Here is an 18208-nt window from a genome sequence, read left to right on the forward strand (position 1 = left end):
CGATGAGCCTTCCCCTCGAAACCGATACCTTGATGTTCCGCGAAGCGGCGCAAACCGCCGACGTGGTGGCTGCGCAGTTCGCCCGTAACGCCGATACCATCGCCGCACTTGCGCAGTCGCTGCGCGACACACCGCCACCGTTCGTGGTGACCTGCGCGCGCGGCAGCTCCGATCACGCCGCGACGTATGCGAAGTATTTGTTCGAAACCCAGCTTGGCATCGTGACTGCTTCCGCTTCGCCATCCGTGGGCTCGGTCTACGCAGCGCCGCTGCAATTGCGCGGCGCGCTGTACATCGTGATTTCGCAATCGGGCAAGAGCCCTGACCTGCTGCGCAATGCCGAAGCCGCAAAGGCTGCCGGTGCGCGCGTGGTCGCCCTGGTCAACGTGGAAGATTCGCCGCTGGCGCAGTTGGCCGAGGTGGTGATTCCGCTGGGCGCAGGCCCGGAGAAAAGCGTGGCCGCCACCAAGAGCTATCTGGCTTCGCTCGCCGCAGTGCTGCACCTGGGCGCGGTGTGGAAGAACGACCCCGCATTGTTGGCCGCGCTGGATGCATTGCCGCAGCAGTTGCGCAACGCCTGGCAGGCCGACTGGTCTGCACTCACTGCCGGCCTGGTGCCCGCACACAACCTGTTCGTTCTCGGTCGCGGCCTGGGCCTGGGCGCGGCGCAGGAAGCGGCCTTGAAGTTCAAGGAAACCTGCGGCCTGCACGCCGAAGCCTATAGCTCGGCCGAGGTCAAACACGGCCCGATGGCGCTGGTGGGGCCAGGCTTCCCGGTGCTGGTGTTTGCCCAGCCGGATGAAACCGGTGCCGGTACGCGTGCGCTTGCCGCCGAATTCCGCGCGCGTGGCGCACAGGTGTGGCTGGCCGCGCCCGATGGCGACCTGCCGCTGGCCGATGCCGCACATCCGGCCAGCGCACCGCTGCTGACCGTGCAGAGTTTCTATCGCGCCATCAATGCGCTCGCATTGCAGCGTGGCAACAATCCCGATTTGCCGCCGCATTTGAACAAGGTTACGGAAACGGTTTGAACATGGATGCTTCCCCGATTCAAGCGTTGTGCAATGCACGCGTGCTCACCGACGACGGCTTGCAGGATGGGCTGGTTGTCTTGCTGGCGGGCACGCAGATCCAGGCGATTGTGGCGGCCGACGATGCGCGTGTTGCGCAGGCGCACACACGCGTGGATCTGGGTGGCGCCACCTTGTTGCCGGGCTTCATCGACATCCAGGTCAATGGTGGCGGCGGTGTGCTGTTCAACAACGCGCGCGACCCGCAGGCACTGGCCACGATCGCCGCAGCGCATCGCCGCTTCGGCACTACCGGCATGTTGCCGACGTTGATCAGCGACACCGCCGAGGTGATGGCCGAGGCGATCGACGCCACGCGTCAGGCGATCACGCAAGGCGTGCCCGGTGTGCTCGGCATCCATCTGGAAGGCCCGTACCTGAGCCCGGCCCGCAAGGGCACGCACGACGCGCACAAGTTCCGCCTGCCCGACGCGCACGAGATTGCAGTCGACACCTCGCTGGACAACGGCGTCACCCTGATCACGCTCGCACCCGAGCGCGTGCCGTTGGACGACATTCGCGCCTTCGTTGCCGGCGGCGCAATCGTGTTCGCCGGCCACACCGCAGCAACGTACGAACAGGCGCACGCCGGCATTGCCGCCGGCGTCAGTGGCTTCACCCATCTGTACAACGCAATGTCGCAACTGACCGGGCGCGAGCCCAGTGCCGTGGGCGCCGCGTTGGAAGACCCCAACGTGTGGTGCGGTGTCATTGTCGACGGCGTGCACGTGCACCCTGCCAGCCTGCGCGTCGCGTTGGCGGCCAAGCCGCGCGGCAAGCTGTTGCTGGTTACCGATGCCATGCCGATGGTCGGCGCCGACAGCCCCAGCTTCGATCTGTATGGCGAGACCATCACCGCCGTGGACGGTGTGGTGCGCAACGCCGACGGCGCACTGGCCGGCTCCGCGCTGGACATGGCCACCGCCGTGCGCAACAGCGTGCAATGGCTGGGCGTGGATCTGGCCGAAGCCGCGCGCATGGCGTCCACCTATCCCGCGCAGTGCATCGGCCTGGGCGATCGCCTCGGTCGGATTGCGCCGGGCTATCAAGCCGATCTGGTGCTGGTGGATGTGGATGTGGATGTGCAGGTGTTGGCGACCTGGGTGGCCGGGCAGCGCGAGTAGGCGTGCGTGCCGGTGCGTGGATCCATGCTGCGCGGCGAGTTGCCGCAGCCGCATGGACTCGCAGCACTTCTGCAGCAGAAGTCGAGCGCTTTCTGGTGAGAGCGTTGTGTACGAGTACGCGCCACATCAAAGCGTGCAAACACTTTGCATCGCAACATCTGCGTGCGCAGCCTTATGGCATCAGGGCTCTATGCGCAGTGGTCTGCCTGAACACCAAAAAGAATGCGATGGTGATCACGTCGTCATTCCGTTATCTGCGTTGAATTCGACGAAATACACATAAATCAGGCTGTTTGTGTCGTTGAGTTGACAGCGCGGCTTGCGGTAGGCACCTTCGCTGATAACGTTGTCAGCGAACAGGAGCACACTCCGAATTCATGCAGACGCTGGCGCCGATCATGCATCGGTCTGCCGTCTTGACCCGCACGCCACGAGGCAGTGCGGGACGCTGCTCGCATCCGGCACAGGGGACGGAGTGCGGGGGCATGGCACGCGCATCGCGCGTTCTTGCGCAACTCACCGGTTGCGACGTATCAGCCTAGAGGTCCACGCAATGGTGTATCCCCGTGTGTTCGAGTTGTCCGGTCATTTCCTGTGTCATGCGCGTGCACCGCGTCGTTCGCCACTGAGCGCAGCGGTCCGTGGTTTGCTGTTGGGTGGCGCGGCTTTTGCCAGCACTGCGGCACTTCCCGCATTCGCGCAGGAACAGCCTGCACCCGCCCAGCAACAGGCACCCGCGCAAACCAATCCATCGGTCTCCACCTTGGATGAAATCAAGGTGGTGGGCTATCAGGCCAGTCTCGGCAAGGCGCTCAACGTCAAGCGCAATGCCGATGCGATCGTCGATGCGATCAGCGCCGAAGACATCGGCAAATTCCCCGATACCAACGTCGCCGAATCGCTGTCGCGGCTCTCCGGCATCACCGTGGACCGGCAATTCGGCGAAGGCGAAAAAGTCAGCATCCTCGGCACCGATCCTGCGCTCAATCGCGTGCTGCTCAATGGCCAGACCATTGCCTCCACCAGTTGGGGCGGCGACCCCAACGATCCGGATAGCCGCTCGTTCAACTACAGCACCCTGGCGCCGGAAGTGGTCGGCTTGATGGAGGTCTACAAGACCCCGGAAGCGCGTATCGACGAAGGCTCCATCGGCGGCACCGTGATCGTGCACACGCGCAAACCGCTGGATCTCGAGCGCAATACGCTGACCGGCACGGTGAGCTACGGCTATAACGATCGCTCCGAAGACCCCAAGCCGAACGTATCGGCGTTGTACAGCTGGAAAAACCAGGATGAAACCCTGGGTGTGCTCACCTCGGTGATGCATTCGCAGCGCGTGTTGCGCCGCGATGGTGTGGAAATTTTCGGCTACGACAACGTGGAAGGCGCAGGGTTTCCGCCGGGTGTGGTGGGCAATAACACCGGTGTGTTTCCGACCTCGATCAACACGGCCTTGTTTCAGCAGACCCGCAAGCGCGATGGTGTCAGCGCCGCATTGCAGTGGAAGCCGGATGCCGACTTCGAGCTCAATCTGACCGGTTTGTACGTCAAGGAAAGTTTCGACAACTACAACCAGAGCCGCTACGGCTACTGGGGCTCCAACCCGGGCGATGCGCAGGCACTGGGCTTCGAAAACGGCGTGGCCACCTCGGGTACATTCGGCGATCAATCCACCACGTTCCTGGACGGTTATCTGCGCAACAGCGATGTCACCACCGGCAGCATCCACTTGCGTGCCGACTGGCATGGCGACGGCTGGAATGCGTCGAGCCAGGTTGGCTACACCAGCTCGCAAGGTGGTGCCGAGCGCATCTACGGCATCCAGTTCCGCAATCTTGCCGGCTACAGCTACAACATCGACGGGCGCCGTACTGCGATGGACTACAGCACCGACCCCACCAACGCGGCCGCGATGCAACTCAACAATGCATCGGCCAGCCACAGCCCGCAGTACGACAAAGAGCGCTATCTGCAGCTGGACTTCGATCATGCAGTGGAGTGGGGGCCGTTCACGCAGATTCTGACCGGCATCAAGCTCACCAATCACGCCACCGGGCAATCGGCGTACAGCCGCACCTGGACGCCGAACGATGGCAGCACGCTCGCCGCATTCTCGCCGGGCACCACGCCATCGGGCTATCTGGATGGCATATCCACCAGCGCCGATATGCAGCAATGGTCGACGATCAACAGCGGCGTGATCAGCCAGTACATCAGTGGACTGGAAGGCGATGACGGGCTGCCGATCAGCTACGCCGGCAACTACAGCATCGAAGAGCAGAACCGTGCGTGGTTCCTGCAAGCCAATTTTTCCGGCGAGCGGTATCGCGGCAACATCGGCGTACGTTATGTGCATACGCGCGATTCCACCGACGGTTTCAGCTATGCGCCGGGCGGCGGCTACACGCCTGTCAACTTCCTCAACAGTTACGGCAAGTGGCTGCCGGCCTTCAATATCGCCTACGACCTGCGCGACGATTTGATGGTGCGCTTTGCCGCCTCCAAGGTGATCGCGCGGCCGCGCTACACCAACATGACCCCGTACGTGGCCACCGACGACACCACGCTCACCGCATCCACCGGCAATCCCGGTCTGAGCCCGTACGAGTCGACCAATCTGGGCGCATCGCTGGAGTGGTATTTCTCCGACAGCAGCCTGCTCAGCAGCGAATTCTTCTCACGCGATATCTCCAACTACATCCTGACCACGGTGGAAGACCGGGTGTTCTTCAACAACGCCACCGGCGGTTCAAGCACGTACCAGACCTCCGTGCCGACCAATGCCGGCGATGCCAAGGTGCGTGGCGTGGCGCTCAACTTGCAGCACAACTTCGGCAACGGATTCGGCGTGGTGGCCAATTACACCTATTCCGATTCCAAGACCGACGGCGATTACAGCCTGCCGTACAACTCGCGCAATGCCTACAACATCAGCCCGTACTACGAGCAGGGCAAATGGAGCGCGCGGGTGAATCTGGGCTGGCGCTCGGAATACTTCACCCAGATCGGCCGGCTCAATGGTCAGCAGATGACCGATGCCTTCACCCAGGTGGATGCATCGTTCGGCTACCAGGCCACCGAGCGCCTGCGCGTGGCGCTGGAAGCCACCAATCTGCTGGACGAAACCTACTTCAGCTACATCGGCAACAAGAACCAACCGTACTACATCTATAAAAACGGCCGCTCTTTCATGCTGAGTCTGAATTTCAAGCTTTGAGCATCATGGCCGGAGCGGCTGCTGCAACGTAGCTGCTCCGGTCATTCCTGGCGCTGTTGACCATCGGCTTCGTGTTGTCGCGCCTGCAAGCGATACAGCTCCGCATAGGCGCCGCCGTGTTGCATCAGTTCTACGTGCGTGCCTTGCTCGATCAACCGGCCTTTTTGCAGAAAGAAGATCTGGTCCACTTCGCGTACGCTCGCAAGGCGATGCGTGATGAGCACGACGGTGCGATCGCGCCCGAGTTCGCGCAGTGATTCGAAGACCGCGTATTCGGCTTTGGCGTCGAGCGGAGCGGTGGGTTCGTCCCAGATCACCAGCGGTGCATCGCGAAAGATGCCTCGCGCCACTGCAAGCCGTTGCCATTGACCACCGGAGAGATCGTGACCGCCCACGAATTCACGCGACAACAGGCAATCCCAGCCGCCAGGTAATCCCTCGATCACCGCAGTTGCCTGTGCGCGCTCAGCGGCACGCTGCAGCTGCTCGTCCGAGGGGTCATGACGCTCGGGCTGACCGAGCCGGAGATTGTCGCGCGCGCTGCCTGGCCAGCGCAGCGGATGCTGCTGCACGATGCTCACGCGCTCACGCAATACCTGTGTTTGAAACTGGCGTAAATCGATACTGCCCCAGTAAATCGCACCGATGCTGGGCCGGTAGAGCCCCGCAATCAGTTTGGCCAGGGTGGTCTTGCCCGAGCCGTTTTCACCGACCAGTGCAATCGTCTGACCTGCCTCGATGCGTAAGCTGATGCCCTGTAGCGCGATGCGTTCGGTCATGCCTGGGTAGCAAAAGCCGACATCGTCCAGCACAATCTCGCCCGCCTGCGCGGGCGGGATCTTGTCGCCACCTGCCGCAACCTGGGTTGCTGCCAATGCCAGAAAATCGTGATAGTCGGCAATGTAGAGCGCGCGCTCGGAGATCTCATGCAGCATGCGCAAGCATTGCGCGAATGCACTGGTGGTGATCTGGATGGCGATCACTGCAGTGCCGGCTAGAGCCAGGTTCAACCAGCCTGTCTGCAACATCGCGGCAAGACCGGCAAAGGTAAGCAATAGGCCGAGCATCGAGAGCAGGCGGCCACGCGTCATTGTTCGGGCTTCGACGGTGGCCTGGTCGATCAGATGCTCCTGCAGTGGAATCGCGCTGCGCCGGTATTGGCCAAGCACGTAGTTCTGCGCCTGGCAGGCACGGATTTCTGCGGCTGCATCGCGCGAGGTGGCAAGTTCGGCGATCATCCGTGCATGCCGGGTCAACGCGATGGTCTTGTCCATGCCGGCATAGTGCAGCCGTGCGGCGGCAAGCGCCGCCCAGCCTTCGGGGATAAAGGCGACCAGCAAGGCGAGCAACAGCAGCGGATGCAGCCACAGCAACGCGAGCGATGCGGCCATCACCGCCAGCAGCGCCGACAGCGTTTCGGACAGGCAAACCGCAACGCGCTCGATGTGCAATGCGCCGCGGTCGCGCGCGCGCTGCATACGATCGAAGAAGTGCGGGTCGTCGAATGCAGCCAGATCGATGGACAGGCTGGCGGCCAGGATCTGGTCGTCGGCCAGATGCCTTACCTTCGGTACCAAGCGCGCTTGCGCGGACAGGTCCGCGGCGCGTGCAGCAACACGCAGCAACTGCGCGACCAGCAGCAACGACACGCTGGGAAGCAACTGCGCGATCAACGTGGACGCGGTGACGCCGGAGAGCAGTACGCCCAACACCTGCCTGAGCAACAGCAATCCCCAGACCGCTGCCGCTGCCGCCAGCAGTTGGCTCGCGACCAGTACGCGGGTCGCGGCCGGCGCGGCGCGTCGGGCGATGCTCACGACCGGCCGGATTGCGCTGACCAGCTTGACCATGATTGCGCCCAGGCCCTGTGCGGAAGCGTCGCTTGCGATACGCCAGTACGGGTTCTGGATCTGTGCCGGTTGCTCTGCCATGGCGTTACAAACCCAGTCCTCCCTGCACCAGAATCGATGGGATCCGATGTTGCGGATGCGTCCTGAGCAATTGATACGCAATGCCGCCCAACCCCGGCATCAAGCCGGGCGACAAGGTGTCGCGCAGCAGACCGCAGCATGCGCCGTGATCTTCGATACTGGTCAGCACGCTGTCCAGCAGATCGGCGGGTGCGTTGCCGTGCATCTCTGGTTGCAGACGCGCTGCGGTGTCGAACAACTCCCATGCACTCAAGTCGCCATGACAGGCGCAGTGATTCCAGCCAAGCCCTTGGCGGGCAGTTGCGTTAACGGCGATCCGTAGGACCTGGCGGGTGCGCGGATGGGTTAGTTGTGGATCCAGGTCTGCATGCGCTAGACCGATGCCGACTGCGCCATGGCACCAGGCCGCTGCAGTCGGGTTGCCGGCCAGCATGCGCAGATCGCGCCAGTTGTCATACGTGGGGTCGTAGAGCGTGTCCTCGAAGGCGAAGGCGGCCTCTGCACAACCCGCATGCAGCGAGCTTTCCGTCACCCGCGCCAGTTTGGTCAATGCCCAGCCGATCCCTGTCACGCCGTGGGCAAAGCCTCCAATGCCGTCGGGCCAACGGGTATGCGTCCAATGCATCGTGTCGCCATTGCGCGTGCCCGCCTGGCAGATACGATTGCCGATCACCGTGGCGGTCTCCAGATGACGTTGCTCGCCGGTGCGTTTGGCCAGCGCAATCAGCGGCACGATCGCACCGGCGCAACCGGCCAGCACATCGAACACCTGGTCGGCCTGCGCGGCATCGGGAAATTCCTGCGTCAGCGCTGCAGCATGTTCCAACACAGCATCGATGCCGAAATCGGCAAGCACCAGATATGCCCACAGCTGCGATCCCAGTCCGATATAACCGCCAGGCGGCAGTGGGCGGAAACGGATTCCATCGCGGATGAGTCGACGTCGCTTGGCATCGCCCATTGCCAAGGTGGTGACGCAGGCCTGCAGGCAGTGGTCGATGCCATCCACCGGATCGGCCCGCCCTTCGGCGGATTCGCGCCGGTAGGCCGCCAGCAGCAGCGCCATGCCAGCAACGCCGTTATACATATCCGGCCCGAGCGGTTGCACCGACCAGCCATTGGCGGCCAGCACCGGTGCCAGCCACGCGATGCTGCCGTCCTTGCCCACGACTGCATGCTCAACCAATCGACGCATCAGTGCGGAAAGCTGTTGCCTGCGCCGCTGCTCGATGTTGCCGCGTCGCGGCACCACTGGCAGCAACGAGCGATCTTCCGGCATCCAGCCGTCGTTGACGAACGCGCTGATCAGCGAGGCGTGGATGACTTCACGCTCGAGCGCGAAATCGGCGTTGCGCCAATCCGCTAGCGCGGCGGCGATCAGGTTGTCGGCAATCTTCCAGTGAGTTTTTCCTGGACCTTTCAGGCAGCCATCGTCGGTAATGGCGAAAAAATATGGGATGTCGCCAGCCAGCAGGTCGTCGATCTCCGCCTGCAGAATGGCGGGGTCGTGAGGCACCGATCCCACGTTGTCGGCCATGCGCAGCATCAAGTCATACGCGCGTTGGCGTGCCTGCGCCGGGTTATGCAGCGACACCGGGTGCCAGAGCATGCGGCCGATTTCGGCGTAGGTTTCGGTTGGCCTCGCAACGAAGCGCACCACGCAGCCGGCGAACTGTTCCAGGCGTGGACTTAATCCATTTCGCGCGTCCAACTGCTGCAACACTTGCGTCATTTCGCCGAAGCCGCTCAGCACATCGGGCCAATAGCGCGCCAGTTCGGGGCGTGCATCCGGATGGTTCTGTGCGTTCGGCATTCCGCGCGCCATGCCCATCCCGATGCGCGCCTGATCGGTTCCCGCATCGATCACAGCAGGCTGCGGCACGTCCGGCTGCTGGCCGGGCAACGATCCCAGCGCCGAATGATCGACCCCGCGCCATCCAAGCCCGGTGGCACGTCCGGGCAGCAGTCCGATGTTGGCGACCGTGCCTGCGATCGTGGCAGCCACCAGATCCGTCGCATCGCCAAGCCCTGACGGAGGAGCAGGAAGACGCGGAGTGAACAGCGTCTCGCAGTCGATCACCGTTGGCGAGGAGCCATGCGCAATAAGGTTGCCCGCGTGCAGATCGGTGCCGGCCAGTAACCGCATGACCGCCAACCAATGACCGATGCCGCGATAGAAATCCTGCTGCCCGGCCGGCGTGCCGGCATGTTGATGCGCGACGAACTCAACCCACCCATAAGCGCCGTGATCGATGGCACGAGGAACGCGCATGCTGGTGGGCAGAGCCTCCGCGAGCATGCCGACAAATGTTGCCAGTGCCAGATCGATCGCGACCGATCTTGGTTTGTAGACCAACTGGCCGCCAGTACAGCGCACCAGCGCCACGTTTTGGCCGCCACAATGGCTATCGCCAGCTCCGAACGCCAGTTCCAGAAGGACGCCGGGCGCCGTGAGCAGCAAGGTCGTCAACGTGTTTCGATCGCTACACAAGCGCTGCGCGAACATTGCCGCTGCAGTACACCGGTGTGCAATCAGGGTATCGATACGTTCGATCAGGCCAGGATAATGCGGGGCCAGTGATTGCCAGTAATCTGACGCGCAGGTGAGTTGCTGAAACTCCAGCCAGCGCTGTTCTGCGGTATCGCCATCGAGTTTGTCGTTGACTCGCGCAGCATTGAGTTCCAATAACAGAAGTCGGGTGAGCTTGCCATGCAGCGCTGCCAGCAACGTATCGCGCGTTGCTTGGAGGATGACATCGCGTTCGCTCTGTTCAAGCGAGGCCATCTCGCTGAGCTGGACTGCCAGTTTCTCGATCGGTGACGAAATCAGGCAGCCCAGCGACGTGCCGAAGTCACCGCCATGCTGGCCGGAGACCATGCCGCCTCAACAACACTGGAACGTGGCTGACCCCGTACAAATGGTGCCGCACTGCTCGGTCACCGCAGCCGCCTCGCAGCCGATGTCTGCCTCTGCATACGCGCCGCTTACGAACAACGGACCGGCAGGATTGTCATCGCCGGCATGACTGCGCCAATACTCCACCAGATCGTTCCGACTCTCTTCGCTCATGAGCAGATCCTTTGTCTTGAATTGAGGTGCGACGGTTGTGGTGCGGCAGGCTGAAAAAATTGGCACGAACATCGAGCCCATTTATCACCGAGAGGATGCGCGTGCAGATGCTGCCGCGTCTTGATCCTAGCGGTGTGATGGTTTGAAAACTGATACTTACGTCCGCAAATAACCGATGTGGGTAGCGGCCCCAGCCGCCTTAGTTGCGGCCGAGCACGCGCGCTGCCGCAATTGCTGCAATCCGTGCCTTCGCCAATGCCTCACCGATCTGCGGGCCTTGCAAACCTTCTGCAGCCAGGTCGCGTGCGTTGATGGCGAGCGCAGCAGCATGCAAGCGCTTGAGTTCTTCGCCCTGCGGATAGGCTGCGTCTTCGCTGCCCAGTCGGCCACGCTTGTCTGCTTCGCAGACCAGGGCGAGCTGTGCGATGCGCTCGGGGCGGCGGAAGGCATCGCAGCGCATCAGCAGTTCGTGCACGGTGCGGTCGCGTAGTTCGGGCAGGCGATGCACGTTCAGGTGCTCGCGGCAGGCGGTGACGGCAAGCTGGCGATACTCTTGCGGCACCTTTAGGCGTTCGCACAGGGCTTGCAGCGGGGCGACGCCACGTTGTTCGTGCATGATGTGGCGTGGCCATTCGTCGGGTGGTGTGAGTGCTTTGCCCAGATCGTGGGTGAGCGCGGCAAAGCCCACCAGCGCATCGCCCGGCGCTAGCCGCGCAGCCATGTCGCTGACCATTTCCTGGTGGATGCCGGTATCCACTTCAGGATGAAACTCGGCGCGTTGCGGCACGCCATACAGCGCGTCGATTTCCGGCAGGATGACGCGCAGTGCGTCGGTGTCGTGCAGGGTGCGCAAAAATGCAGAGGGCTGTGCGCTTGCCAGTACGCGACGCAACTCCTGCCACACGCGTTCGGGCACCAGGCTGTCGAGTTCGCCGCTGGCGGCCATCTCGCGCATCAATGCAGCGGTCTCTGGCGCGATAGTGAAACCCAACGGTGCCAGTCGCGCCATGAAGCGCGCTGCGCGCAAGACGCGCACGGGATCTTCGACGAACGCCGGGCCTACATGACGTAGCACGCGTGCTTGCAGATCGTGCGCGCCGCCGTAGGGATCGAATAGCTCGCCAGTGTCTTCGTCGCGTGCGATCGCATTGATGGTGAAGTCGCGGCGCAGCAGGTCTTCTTCGAGCGTCACCGACGGGTCGGCATCCACCACGAAGCCGCGATAGCCACGCCCGGACTTGCGCTCGGTACGCGCCAACGCATATTCCTCACCGCTACGCGGATGCAGAAATACCGGGAAATCTTTCCCCACCGGTTTGAAGCCCAGGCTTTCCATCTGTGCCTGATCGGCACCGACCACGACCCAGTCGCGGTCGCCAGCAGGCTGACCAAGCAGGGCATCGCGGACTGCGCCGCCAACGAGATAGATCTTCATCGCCATATGATGCCCGATGCGGTGCGCGAGTCGAAACAACGCGAACTGATTGTGGTTGGCGTCTGGCTAGGCTTGGGTGGCCAAGTGATGCCAACACATAAATCTCAGCGTATCGCAGCGGTTGGTCGGTGCGGATAGATCAGTCGTAGAGCGGAGAGCGCTGATCTTTTGATTGGCTGCAGGGCCCTTGCCCGCCCACCGTCGCGGGACACGCCGCAAGTACGTCCGTGTAGGCTCTTACGCGGCATCCATGCCGCGTAAGGTCCCGCGACGGTGGGCGGGCAAGGACCAGTGGAGATGGTCGGTGTGCATGGTGTAAGCAATGCCTGACGTGGGTTGCTTAGATAACGGCGCGCTCAATCAGCTTCCCAAGACAAGCGGAGAAACAAGCGGGCTTTCAACAAGTGACCTACAACCTTCTCAGCGTCCCATGGCAGACGTAGCGATAGGCAGGTTTTGACCCGACCACCGGCCAACTTCCTGGTGCGGTGTCCTCGCCGATTGCGGGACCGTGTGGCGGCATGGATGCCGCCACCGAGCCTCCACGGACGGATTCACGGCGTGTCCCGCGAGCGGCGAGGGCACCGCGCCCTCGACCGACTAGGCTGTTGAGCCGAGTATTCGACCGCAACTAAAGAACGCGACACATCGAAATTTTGGTTGTATTGGACTGTGGGCAGTTCGGATAGATCATGTGTAGAGCGTTTGACCTTCGACTTCGCTACAGGGCCCTTGCCTCGCTCACAATCGCGGGACACGCCACAGGTGCGTCCGTTCGGCCGACTTGCACTCACTCCTGTGCCGCGTTGTTGGCGGTCTGGCCTGGCGTGCACACCGGCTTCAAGCGCTTGTCCACCAGTTTGCCCATCAGCCGGTCGCTCAACGGCAGCATGTCGCCGTTGAGTTGCCAGTCGTAGATCACGCTGAAGGCCAGCACGCGCGCGACGTACTCGCGGGTTTCCTTGTAGCTGATGGTTTCGATCCAGAAGTCCGGATCGAAGTTGGGCCGCTGCGATTGCCAGCGCCCGGTCGGGCCCGGGCCGGCGTTGTAGGCGGCGATGGTGAGGTAGGGCAGGCCGTAAGTGTTGAGCAACTGGCGCAGGTAGGCGGTGCCGATGGCGATATTGGTGTCCGGCTCGTACAGGCTGGTGGCGCCTGCGTAACCGGGCAGGGCGATGCCCTTGGCCACGGCGGCGCCAGTGCCCGGCAATACCTGCATCAGGCCCATCGCGTTGGCAGGCGAGCGGGCGCGTGGATTGAAGATGCTTTCGGCACGAATTTCTGCTGCCACCCAGGCCGGGTCGATCGCGTTCTTGGCGGCTTCGCGGCGGATGCTGTCGTCGTGATGTAGTGGAAAGCGCAATGCATACAGCCGTTGTTCGTCCGGCTGCTTGCCAAGCGCGAACACCGCGCGATCGAACCAGCCGTTCTCGCTGGCCACTTGCACGGCCAGTCGGCGTTGGGTGTCGTCGAAGCGGGTGGCGGCATCGTTCCACTCGGCCACGGCCCAACCGGGGCGGTCGATCTGGAACAAGGCGATCGCGCGGATCAATGCCGGATCGCGCGCAACGGCCGCCTTGGCTTGCGGGTTGTCCTTGGGCTCCCACGGGCACAGCCGGTACGGCTGCTGCAGACGATCGGCGGCCAGGAAGCCGTGGAAGGTCGGCGATTGTGCGGCCGCGCGATACAGCGGCTGTGCGGCCGCAGCAGCGCCGGTCTTCTCGGCCAGGCGCGCTTCGAAATACTGCCAGCGCGAATCGCTGCGCTGGGTGGCGGACATCTTGCGGATCGCGGCCAATGCAGCCGGCCAGTCGCCACGCGACATCGCCTCACGCGCGCGCCATTCGTGCAGGCGTTCGTCGTACGAGGCATCGGGCACTGCGTTGAGGCGGCGCGCCGAATCCGGCAAGTACGAGGCCACTGTCCACAACGCGATCTGGTACAGCACCTGGCCGCGCTGCGCCTCGCTGAAGCCGAGCGCGGTAGCCAGTTGCGGCAACTGCTGCTCGGCCGCGTCCGGATCGCTCTTGGCCAGCTTGGCCAACCCATCGACAGCGATGCCACGGCTGCGCTCGGTCTTGGGCCAACCCAGTGCACGCGGGTGGACCTTGTCGAGAAAGGCGGCGTAATCGGTGGCCAGTGCCAGATCAGCCGCCGGCAAGCCGCGCGCGGCGGTGCGCATCACCGCTGGCAGTTGTGCATCGGCAGCGGCTTCCACCCGCTCCCAACGCAGTGCCGGGGTGAGTTCGCCCCGCGACTCCAGCCCGGCGACCACTGGATCGCAGGCATCGGGCAGCGCCTTTCCGTTACGCCACAACGTCAACGCATCGCGGCTCCACTGTGCGTCCAGCTTGCCGGTGGCCTGACGCGCAGTGAGCTGTGCGCAGCGCAGGCCTAGGTTGTCGGTGGATTTCCAGTTGGCCAGCAGCGTGGTCCAGTCCTGGCGCCGTGCCACCGCCGGCAGCCACGTGCTGCGGAAGCTCTCCGCCACCGGTTGGCCCGCATAGCGCTGCAGAAACCCCTGCGCCTGCGCATTGGAAACGGTGTCGATGCTGCGCTTGAGCGTGGCGAATTCCAGCCAGCCATACAGCGGATGGCGACTCAACGCACTGAGTTGACCGGCATCGGATTGACCGCGCTCTGCAGCGGCGATGGCATCGCGCATGGCGGTGAGTTGCGGGTCCAGGCTTTGGGCATGCAGCGCAGTGCTGCCAAGGCACAGCAGGCCGACGAAAACAGTGGCAAGACGGGGGGCATAAGTCATTGCGCGATGATACCGAAGCACGCATGAGCGCTTGAGTGAATACGCGTTGCAGCGCTGCGAACGCACACATCTCAGCGTGCAGGCGTAGCGCGTGAGGGAACGCGTCATCGCACGCTCGCGTTCGTGGGCGTGCGATGGCAGCCATTGCGATCTGCTGCGCAGTGCTGCACTGCCAGCTTGCGGCGCGTTAAGGTTTCGTTTAAAAGTTGGGGCGGACCGCAGGGCACGGGGGCGTGCGGATACTTGAAATCCTTCTGGAGAGAGAACGGATGAAGCGTCTGATTGGCCCTCATCGGTCATGCCTGGCCGTGCAGTTGTCGTTGTGTCTGATTCCCACACTCGCCTGGGCGCAACAGCCCGAGGCCGCCCCGAGCACGCGCACGCTCGACAGCGTGCAGGTCACCGGCACGCGTATCAAAACCGCCGAACTGCAGGGCCAGGTGCCGATCCAGACGCTCAACCGTGCCGACATCGAACGCACCGGCCTGACCTCGATCGGCGAGGTGCTGCAGGAACTCACCGCTTCCGGCTCGGCGCTCAATGCCAAGTTCAACTCGTCCGGCAATTTCGGCTTTCCGCCCGATGGTGGTGGTGTGGGTGCAGGCTCGGCGCAGGTGGATCTGCGCCATCTGGGCTCCAAGCGCGTGCTGGTGCTGGTGGATGGCATTCGCTGGGTCAACGAATCTTCGGCCTCCGGCGTGGGCTCGTCGACCGATCTCAACACCATTCCGTTGGCGATCGTGGAGCGCATCGAAGTGCTCGAAGACGGCGCTTCGTCGCTGTACGGTTCGGATGCGATTGCCGGCGTGGTCAACATCATCACCCGGCGCAGCTTCGACGGTGCGCAGGTCACGCTCAACTACGGGCAGTACGGCAAGGGCGATGGCGCCAACCAGGGCATGGACCTGGCCTGGGGCACCAGCGGCGAGGATTTCAGCCTGTTTCTGGGTGCCAGCTACGTCAAGCAGGACCCGATCTATGCACGCGACCGCGCGCAGGCCCGCTTTCCGATTCCGGGCACCGGGCTGACCTTCGCCAGCTCGGCAACGCCGGATGGGCGCTTCCAGTTCGTCGACCCCAACACCGGTGTGCGTCAGAACCTCACGCCCAATGCCGGTGTGGGTACGCCGCAATACGATGGCAGTGCGGGGTGTACACGCAGCGACGACTACCACTGTTTCGGCACCGCTGACCGTTACAACTTCGCCGAACAGAATCTGCTGCTGACACCGTCCGAGCGCAAGGGCGTGTTTGCGCAATTTCGCTATTACTTCAACGACGATGTGCAGTGGTATGTCAAAGCATTGGGCAACCGGCGCGAGTCGACCAACCAGGCTGCACCCGAGCCGATCTTTCTCGGCCCCGATGCCGGCACCGGCAATCCGCTGGCCGACAACATCGTGATTTCGGCGCTGAATCCGTTCAATCCTTTCGGCTTCGAGTTGAACTCCTCCACCAACCTGATCCAGATCGGTCGCCGCCCGGTGGAAGGCGGGGCGCGTCGGTTCGAGCAGCAGGTCGATACGCAATACTTCGGCACCGGTCTGGTGGGCACCTTCGAAGGCGCGGCGCGCACGTGGTTCTGGGACGTCAACGGCATGTACAGCAAGAACAAGGCCGAGCAGACCAACTACGGTAGCTACAACCTGTTCAACATCAATCTGGGGTTGGGCGATCCGGCCGCCTGTGCGGCAGTGGCCGGCTGCGTGCCATTGGATATCTTCAGTGGCGCCGGCAGCATCACGCCGGAGATGTTGCGCTGGATCCAGCCGGTGGTGCGCGACCGCAGCCAGAACGAATTGAGCCTGTTCACCGCCAACCTCAGCAGCGAGTTGTTCCAGTTGCCCGGCGGTGCGGTGTCGTTCGCCACCGGCTACGAGTACCGCAAGTACGAGGGTTCGTATCAGCCCGATCCGCTCACCGTGGCAGGCCGCTACAACGGCGTGCCGTCGTTGCCGACCTCGGGCAGCTACGACGTCAACGAAGCCTATCTCGAACTCAATATCCCGATCTTCGCCAACTCGTCGTTGGGCGACAAACTCGATTTGAATATCGCCGGGCGCTATTCGGATTACTCCACCTTCGGCGGCGAGTTCACGCCCAAGTACGGCCTGCGTTGGCAAGTCACCGACGAGTTGGTGTTGCGCACCAGCTATGCAGAAGGCTTCCGTGCGCCGACCATCGGTGAGTTGTTCGGTTCGGCGGCGCGCGCGGATCTGCAGTTGTCGGATCCATGCTCGATCGGGCTGGGCGGCACCGCGCCGCGTGGCAGTGCTACCAACTGCGCTGCGCTCGGTGCACCGGTGGGCTATCAACAGGCCAATCAGCAGATCTCGGTCACCACGGGGGGCAACGAGCAGTTGGATCCTGAGCGCTCGCGCAGTTTCAGTGCCGGTTTCGTGTTCAGCCCGGGCTTTGCGAGCAATGCGAGCTGGTCGGATCGGCTCGATCTGGAGATGACGTTCTATCGCCATCATGTGGATGGGGCGATCCAGGCGATCAATGCGCAGACGCAGCTGGATCTGTGCGTGGATACGTTGGACGCGCTGTACTGCAACGGCATCACGCGTGCATCCACCGGGGGCATCAATGCGTTCAACAATCGGTTGACCAATCTGGGTTCGATCAAGACCGATGGTTGGGATGTGGATCTGTTCTGGACGCTGCCGGAAACTGGCTTGGGCCGCTTCAAGTTGTCGTGGCAGAACACCTTCGTGGGCCGTTACGAGGCGCTCGGTGCGGCAGGGCAACTGCAGCCGCAGGGGCCAGGCATCGAAGTGGTCGACAGTGCAATTCCCGAGTGGACCAGCAATGCAGTGCTGGATTGGTCGCTAGGCAATTGGACGGCATCATGGACGGCGCGCCACATTTCCAAACTCACCGAGCAATGCGGCGATGCGGTGGAATTTGCGGTGTGTTCCGATCCTGCCGTGGGCACCAATCAGCTGGATGCGATCACTTATCACGATGCGCAGGTGGGTTATCGCGTCGATTGGCTCAAGGGTCTGCAACTCACGGCCGGTTTGAACAACGTGTTCGACAAGGATCCGCCGCTGTGCCTGTCGTGCTCCCTCAACGGCTATGACGCATCCACTTACGATATTCCCGGTGGGCGCTTCTGGTATGCGCGTGTGGATTTGAAGTTTTAGTCCATCAGGTCAGTCGTAGAGCGGAGAGCGGATGATCTGCGGCTTTGCTGCAAGGCCCTTGCCCGCCCACCATCGCGGGACACGCCGCAAGTACGTCCATGTAGGCTCTTACGCGGCATCCATGCCGCGTAAGGTCCCGCGACGGTGGGCAGGCAAGGACCAATCAAGTTGATAGGCGTGCATAGCTTTCAGCAAAGTAACCGGCGAACTGTCTGGTGCGGTGTCCTCACCGATTGCGGGACCGTGTGGCGGCATGGATGCCGCGACCGAGCCTACACGGACGTACTTGCGGCGTGTCCCGCGAGCGGTGAGGGCACCGCGCCCTCGACGACCCAAGCTTTCGACTTGGGCTTTTGATACACCCAAACTGCGCGACGAGTCGAAATTTCCGTCGTTTCGAAATGATCGGACAGTGTGGGTAGATCACGTGTAGAGCGGATGATCTGCG

General features: G+C 62.9%; 9 protein-coding genes. 4 read left to right on the plus strand and 5 right to left on the minus strand.

Annotation, left to right across the window (positions count from 1 at the left end):
• Window positions 1–2: 2 nt before the first annotated feature.
• From AC1KVG_RS17185 to AC1KVG_RS17195, 3 genes are all read left to right on the plus strand, one after another.
• Entirely contained in the window at window positions 3–1031 is a 1029-nt protein-coding gene (locus AC1KVG_RS17185; protein WP_481095192.1) for an SIS domain-containing protein, read from the plus strand.
• A 2-nt stretch (window positions 1032–1033) separates the two neighbouring features.
• Entirely contained in the window at window positions 1034–2194 is a 1161-nt protein-coding gene (nagA, locus tag AC1KVG_RS17190) for an N-acetylglucosamine-6-phosphate deacetylase (RefSeq protein ID WP_481095193.1), read from the plus strand.
• Between the two features lie 553 nt (window positions 2195–2747).
• Complete coding sequence (locus tag AC1KVG_RS17195) at window positions 2748–5411, plus strand: TonB-dependent receptor (RefSeq protein WP_481095194.1); 2664 nt, start codon at window positions 2748–2750, stop codon at window positions 5409–5411.
• Between the two features lie 41 nt (window positions 5412–5452).
• On the opposite strand, the gene AC1KVG_RS17200 is transcribed toward AC1KVG_RS17195, so the two are convergent.
• From AC1KVG_RS17200 to AC1KVG_RS17220, 5 genes are all read right to left on the minus strand, one after another.
• Complete coding sequence (locus tag AC1KVG_RS17200; RefSeq protein WP_481095195.1) at window positions 5453–7342, minus strand: ABC transporter ATP-binding protein; 1890 nt, start codon at window positions 7340–7342, stop codon at window positions 5453–5455.
• A 4-nt stretch (window positions 7343–7346) separates the two neighbouring features.
• Complete coding sequence (locus AC1KVG_RS17205; protein WP_481095196.1) at window positions 7347–10220, minus strand: type 2 lanthipeptide synthetase LanM family protein; 2874 nt, start codon at window positions 10218–10220, stop codon at window positions 7347–7349.
• Between the two features lie 6 nt (window positions 10221–10226).
• A complete protein-coding gene (locus tag AC1KVG_RS17210; protein ID WP_481095197.1) occupies window positions 10227–10493 on the minus strand; it encodes a DUF6229 family protein in 267 nt (88 codons plus the stop codon).
• Between the two features lie 118 nt (window positions 10494–10611).
• Window positions 10612–11847, minus strand: a complete 1236-nt coding sequence (locus tag AC1KVG_RS17215) for a multifunctional CCA addition/repair protein (protein WP_481095198.1) — start codon at window positions 11845–11847, stop codon at window positions 10612–10614.
• 790 nt (window positions 11848–12637) lie between these two features.
• Window positions 12638–14611, minus strand: a complete 1974-nt coding sequence (locus tag AC1KVG_RS17220) for a transglycosylase SLT domain-containing protein (protein WP_481095199.1) — start codon at window positions 14609–14611, stop codon at window positions 12638–12640.
• A 269-nt stretch (window positions 14612–14880) separates the two neighbouring features.
• Between AC1KVG_RS17220 and AC1KVG_RS17225 the strand changes: the two genes are divergently transcribed.
• A complete protein-coding gene (locus tag AC1KVG_RS17225; RefSeq protein ID WP_481095200.1) occupies window positions 14881–17760 on the plus strand; it encodes a TonB-dependent receptor in 2880 nt (959 codons plus the stop codon).
• Window positions 17761–18208: the final 448 nt, after the last annotated feature.

Source organism: Xanthomonas sp. NCPPB 3959, assembly GCF_056675575.1.